The sequence below is a fragment of the Nostoc sp. CHAB 5715 genome (genome assembly GCF_020829685.1).
GTDB lineage: Bacteria > Cyanobacteriota > Cyanobacteriia > Cyanobacteriales > Nostocaceae > Nostoc.
The window spans coordinates 1-5598 of sequence record NZ_JAIVFR010000479.1 but is presented as its reverse complement, the minus strand read 5'-3'; the positions used below and the strand labels follow the sequence as shown (position 1 = coordinate 5598).

Below are 5598 nucleotides of genomic sequence, written 5' to 3'. Positions count from 1 at the left end.
AGTAAAGTTATTGCCAGCGAACATATCCCCGCTTTGCGGAAAGATGTGTTAGCCAAGTGCTACGGTGGTGACATCAGCCGGAAGAAGAAATTATTACAGAAGCAAGCAAAAGGTAAAAAGCGGATGAAATCTGTGGGTACTGTGGATGTACCGCAAGAAGCCTTTATGGCAGTACTGCGCTTGGATCAAAGCTGATAGAATTCAGGAGTCAGGAGTCAGGAGCGGAGCCGGAGACGCTCCGCCTCCGGTCAGAATTCAGAATGAATTAGAGTCTGAGTTGCAGGTAGGGCAACAAAGCCAGGGCTATTTCGTTCTAGACATAAACCGCCCAGAACTGAAGTTCACAGGCTTTTAGTCCAAGTCCACTAAAGTGGACTAAGAAAGGCTTTTAGTCCACTTTAGTGGACTTTTGCTATTAGCCTCAGAATTCATTCTGAGGCGGGCTAGATGAGAATAAAATAGCCCTAGTCTTCACGGAAAATAGCGCAATATGTAAGTGCATTAGCTTATCAGCACTCAATTGGTAAACTGTGTAATAATTTTTGATGATACCAGGGGGGAACTCCTGGTTTTTTGTATTTGAACCGCAGAGGACAGAGATGACAGAAGCGACTCTTCCAGCTTTTATTGAGCAAATGTTGCAACCTGGATTTTATCCCCATCCGGTAACAGAACCTATTCAACTAGTTCAAACCCACATTTCTTATGTGCTGCTGACTGGGGATTACGCCTATAAACTAAAAAAACCTATAAATTTTGGTTTTTTAGACTTTTCCACCTTAGAGAAGCGGCAACATTTTTCTCAGGAAGAGTTACGGTTGAATCAACGGGGAGCAGGTGAACTGTATTTAGAAGTTTTACCCATAACTTTGGTAGGAGAGCAATACCAGTTAGGGGGAACTGACGAGGCTGTAGAATATGTGCTGAAGATGCGCCAGTTTCCTCAAGAGTCGCTATTAAGTACACTTTTTGAGCAGGGTAAGTTGAATGAGACACATCTAGATGAGTTGGGACGGGTGGTGGCTCAATATCATGCCGAAGCACAGACGAATGATTATATTCGCAGTTTTGGTGAAGTCCCAAAAGTTCGGGCTGCATTTGACGAGAATTATCAGCAAACTGAAAAGTATATTGGTGCCCCCCAGACTCAGGCGCAATTTACAGAAACAAAGCAATATACAGATAACTTTTTTGCCGAACGTCCAGAATTATTTGCTAGCAGAATTCACAACAACTATATTCGTGAATGTCACGGGGATTTACACCTGAGAAATATTGCCCTATGGCACGATAAAATCCTGCTGTTCGATTGCATTGAGTTTAATGAGCCGTTTCGCTTTGTCGATGTAATGTACGATGTGGCGTTCACGGTGATGGATTTGGAAGCGCGGCAGCGCAAAGACTTGGGTAATGCCTTTTTGAATTCATACATTGAGCAAACTGGAGACTGGGAAGGCTTACAGGTGCTACCCTTGTATTTGAGCCGTCAGGCTTATGTTCGGGCGAAGGTAACTTCATTTTTGCTAGACGATCCGAGTGTACCCGCGACGGTAAAGGAAGAAGCAACAAAAACTGCTGCTGAGTATTACAAACAGGCTTGGGAATACACTAAACCAAAGCTGGGAGAACTAATTTTGATGTCGGGGTTGTCGGGTTCTGGTAAAAGTACTACAGCAAAGCATTTAGCGCGTCAAATGGGAGCGATTCACCTGCGTTCTGATGCGGTGCGGAAACATTTAGGGGGAATTCCTCTGTGGCAAAAAGGTGGCGATGATTTGTATACCCCTGAGATGACCGAAAAAACCTACACACGGCTATTGGAATTGGGAATTATCCTGGCTCAACAAGGTTTTTCGGTAATTTTGGATGCCAAGTACGATCGCCAACAGTTGCGGCAAGAAGCGATCGCTCAAGCTACAAAGCACCAACTTTCCCTTCAGATTATCCAATGCACAGCACCCCTTGAAGTTATAAAAGAACGTCTGAACAACCGCACTGGTGATATCGCTGATGCCACCGCCGATTTATTAGACTCACAAATCAAACAAGCCGAACCTTTTACTGAAGAAGAACAATCTTACGTAAAGATTTTGGATACAACTCTACCGCAGCAGGCACAATTAAAATAATTCGTAATACTTCGGCTACGCCCTTACTTCGACGCCGCTCAGTACAAGTCGGCTACGCTCAGGACAAGCTCAGTACAAGTTCGTAATTCGTAATTCGTAATTAAATGGAAAATTAGGAATTACGTTAGCGTAGCGTTAGCGAGTCCGCGTTCGCTTTTAGCGTCTCGTAGAGAGCGTCATTAGTAATTAGTTAATAGCCTTTTTTTACTCTATGGCAGACAAAAAGAACGACCTTTTCAGTATTTCTCCCAGCTTCTTTTCTCAGTTGTTATTTGGGGCATTTTTAATATTTATATTAATAATGACCGGCTCCGCACCAGCCCTGAGCATCTTCTTAGGTATCATGGGCGGTTTCATCCTCAGCTGGATCACAAATGTAACTGATAATAGCCCCCAGACGTCAACTGTCGCCTCCTCTGATGGTGTCGATACAGGACTAAAATACTGGTTATTTTTCATGCTTGGCTTTGTATATTTGGGGTATCCAGCACCCATGAGTGTCTTGCTAGGGGGAATAGGCGCTTTAGCTGGAGGCTGGATTACTGCTTGGTGGGGAAGTAAGGAAGAAACTCGAACTCAGTTGCAAGTTGAAGAATCAGAAGAGGGCGAAATTGAACCAACGAACAACGACAGGATCAACAAACAGCAAACAAGAAGAACCGCCCGCCGTTACCGTCGCACCCCTGGAAGTAGTATCAATTTCAGGTTTTGGGAAAAGTAGTAATTTGGGCATTGGGAATTGGGCATGGGGCATGGGGCATTGGACATTAGTCAATAATCAATAGTTCTTCTCCTACTCCCTCATCTTCCTCATCTTCCTCATCTCCCTCATCTCCCCATTCCCCACCATGTTTTTATATCTCTCCAAACTACTGCCACTATTTTTTTATCCACTAGGATTAGCCTGTGTGAGTTTGGTAGTAGCATTAGTTACGTTGTGGAAACGACCGCGCACTGCGGCGATCGCAATTGCTTTTGCCCTAATTTTATTGCTATTTTGTAGTAATGCTTGGATTGCTAAATCATTAGTGCGATCGCTAGAATGGCAAAATCTTCCACGCGCCCAAATACCAGTTGCAGAAGCGATTGTGGTTTTGGGTGGTGCAACCAAATCAGCTTTTCCTCCAAGACCTACCGTCGATTTGAGTGAATCAGGCGATCGCGTAATTTATGCCGCACAACTGTATCGCCAAAAAAGAGCGCCTATAATCATTCTAAGCGGGGGGCGCATTGATTGGCGTGGTAGTGGTTCTTCAGAGTCGGCAGATATGGCAACAATACTGACATCTATTGGTATTCCATCTGAGGCAATTATCCAAGAACCTGAATCTCTAAATACTTATCAAAATGCTGTAAATGTCCGCAAAATCTTGTCATCTCGTGGCATCAATCAGGTATTATTAGTTACTTCTGCAATGCACATGCCGCGATCGCTTAAGATTTTCCAACGTCAAGAAATTAATGTTATTCCTGCACCGACTGACTTTCTTGTTAGTGAGGGTGAACTGCAAGAACTCGGCAGCACTCCCAAAGCCGCTATACTAAATTTATTACCTGATACCGACAACTTGCACCAATTTACCACCGCTTTAAAAGAGTACATTGGTTCTTTAGTTTATCGCTTACGCGGTTGGCTTTAATCAAGTTAGGAGTTGTAGAAAGTTAGGAGTTATGAGCGATGCCCTGAGCCTGCCAAGGGTTATGAATTATTAACTATAAAGTACGGTAATTACCTGAATTCAAAACTCCCCACTCCCTACTCCCTACTCCCTACTCCCCACTCCCCACCTACATAGATAATTTCAAAAATCAAATATGATTCCTATAGGCGTTGCTGAATTGAAGTATGAATCCGAATGTAGAGACGTAGCACTGCTACGTCTCTACAAGGATTTTGGTATTATGCAAAATCATTTTCATACATGGAATCAGCAACGCCAAAAATTGACTTTGATAAGCCTTAACTGAACCGTATTGATTTAAAAGGTAAAATTTCTTTAACCTGAGATAGACTTAAACTGATTGCAAAGATTGTTTCGCTTCAGTTGCGATCGCTTCTACTTCATCATTAGCCAGAGTTTCTAATATAGATTTGGCTTCTGCACTACCCAAACGAGTCAAGGCTTGTACAAGTCTGTAACGAATTTGCCAATCTGGATTGGTAGCATAGGGAGCCAACAAAGGAACTGCTTGTAAATCTCCCAAGTCACCCAAAGAACTAATAGCAGCAGTTTGGACTAATTCGTTTTCTGATGAAAGTGCCTCTTTGAGTAGTTCAAAGGCTCGTGGATCGCCTAACTCTCCTAATGTAGCGATAATACTGAATTGTATTAACCATTCATCGGTTGTATGGTAAAGGTGTTGCAAGTCTTCAAAAGCTTCATGTAACTTCAGAGCGCCCAAACAGTCTGCTGCTGCTGCTTGTACATCTACTTCGGAGTCATGAAGCAAGCGATCGCGCAAGATATTCAAGGATAACTGTAAATCTTGTGTTCCGAGTGTATCCATTTGACTCACCGCCGAGTAACGGACACGGGAATTGCTATCGCCAATAGCACTTTGAATTAATTCAAAGCCGATCGCAGGTTCCAGTTCGCGGATTTGATTTACTGCACGTAAGCGATCGCCTAAATTCTCAGAACTGAGCAATTGCTTAACAGACTCTGGAGTAATACTCATCTAGTTATCCTGATTTTCAAAGGTGTAAAAAATGATTCAAAAGTAAAGACAATAGCCAAGTGTCATAAAACTCTTGACTAATGACTTACAGCATTTTTCAGGTATTTAGACCACAGATGAGACGGGGAGTGGGGAGTGGGGAGTAGGGAGTGGTGTAGTTCAATTACTTGAAAAGCGCTGTAATTTTGACTTTTGACTTTTGACTTTTGACTTCCCCGAAGGGGCTGACTAATGACTAATCTTGACTTGCTGCCATTGCCCGAATAATATCACCACGAGTGAGGATACCAATTACTTGATCCGTGTCGTCAAGTACTGGCAAGCGGTGAACGCTGCGATCGTGCATGATTGTAGCGGCTTGGCTTAAAGTTTTATCAGGGGAAATAGCGATCGGGTTTTTACTCATCACCTCCCCAACGGTTTGCCCTAAAGCCTTGTGCAAATCACGTTCATAAGTAGCAGGATTTTTTAAATAGATAACGCTATCAAGAAACATGATGTACGCAGGTGGAGTAACACCAGTTTCTTGCCACATCAAATCGGTTTCTGATATAATGCCCACCAATTTACCGACATCATCCACAACAGGTAGTCCACTGATGTGGCGTTCTGCGAGAATTTGGATAGCTTCATTCAGTGGAGTTTCCACCCGGACGACAATAGGATCGCTTTGTCTCAAGTTCTTAATTGTCATTAGTCATTAGTCATTAGTCATTAGTCATTAGTCATTGGGCATTAGTCATTGGGCATTAGTCATTTGTCATTGGGCATTAGTCATTTGTCATTGGGC

At 43.1% G+C, this 5598-nt stretch carries 5 protein-coding genes and 1 pseudogene; 4 read left to right on the top strand and 2 right to left on the bottom strand.

All coding sequences use genetic code 11. The features are described 5' to 3' along the window. From LC574_RS23770 to LC574_RS23755, 4 genes and pseudogenes are all read left to right on the top strand, one after another. Window positions 1-195, top strand: a pseudogene (locus LC574_RS23770) (elongation factor 4); the annotation flags it as partial. 404 nt (window positions 196-599) lie between these two features. Continuing rightward, a complete protein-coding gene (locus LC574_RS23765) occupies window positions 600-2129 on the top strand; it encodes an AAA family ATPase (RefSeq protein WP_229456029.1) in 1530 nt (509 codons plus the stop codon). Window positions 2130-2340: 211 nt separating this feature from the next. Beyond that, window positions 2341-2850: a hypothetical protein gene (locus LC574_RS23760; RefSeq protein ID WP_229456028.1), complete on the top strand. Its 510-nt coding sequence runs from the start codon at window positions 2341-2343 to the stop codon at window positions 2848-2850. 127 nt (window positions 2851-2977) lie between these two features. Next, the gene (locus tag LC574_RS23755; RefSeq protein ID WP_229456027.1) at window positions 2978-3769 is read left to right on the top strand and encodes a YdcF family protein; all 792 of its coding nucleotides are present in this window, start codon (window positions 2978-2980) and stop codon (window positions 3767-3769) included. Between the two features lie 373 nt (window positions 3770-4142). Here LC574_RS23755 and nblB read toward each other — a convergent pair whose 3' ends face one another. Together nblB and LC574_RS23745 are read right to left on the bottom strand one after the other, a co-directional pair. Further along, entirely contained in the window at window positions 4143-4808 is a 666-nt protein-coding gene (gene nblB / locus LC574_RS23750; RefSeq protein ID WP_229456026.1) for a phycobilisome degradation protein NblB, read from the bottom strand. Window positions 4809-5043: 235 nt separating this feature from the next. Continuing rightward, window positions 5044-5502: a CBS domain-containing protein gene (locus LC574_RS23745; RefSeq protein ID WP_229456025.1), complete on the bottom strand. Its 459-nt coding sequence runs from the start codon at window positions 5500-5502 to the stop codon at window positions 5044-5046. Between the last annotated feature and the right edge of the window lie 96 nt (window positions 5503-5598).

Excerpts from the sequence above, each read along its gene's own strand:
- LC574_RS23765 (WP_229456029.1), top strand. The coding sequence starts at position 600 with ATGACAGAAGCGACTCTTCCAGCTTTTATTGAGCAAATGTTGCAACCT.
- LC574_RS23760 (WP_229456028.1), top strand. The coding sequence starts at position 2,341 with ATGGCAGACAAAAAGAACGACCTTTTCAGTATTTCTCCCAGCTTCTTT.
- LC574_RS23755 (WP_229456027.1), top strand. The coding sequence starts at position 2,978 with ATGTTTTTATATCTCTCCAAACTACTGCCACTATTTTTTTATCCACTA.
- nblB (WP_229456026.1), bottom strand. The coding sequence starts at position 4,808 with ATGAGTATTACTCCAGAGTCTGTTAAGCAATTGCTCAGTTCTGAGAAT.
- LC574_RS23745 (WP_229456025.1), bottom strand. The coding sequence starts at position 5,502 with ATGACAATTAAGAACTTGAGACAAAGCGATCCTATTGTCGTCCGGGTG.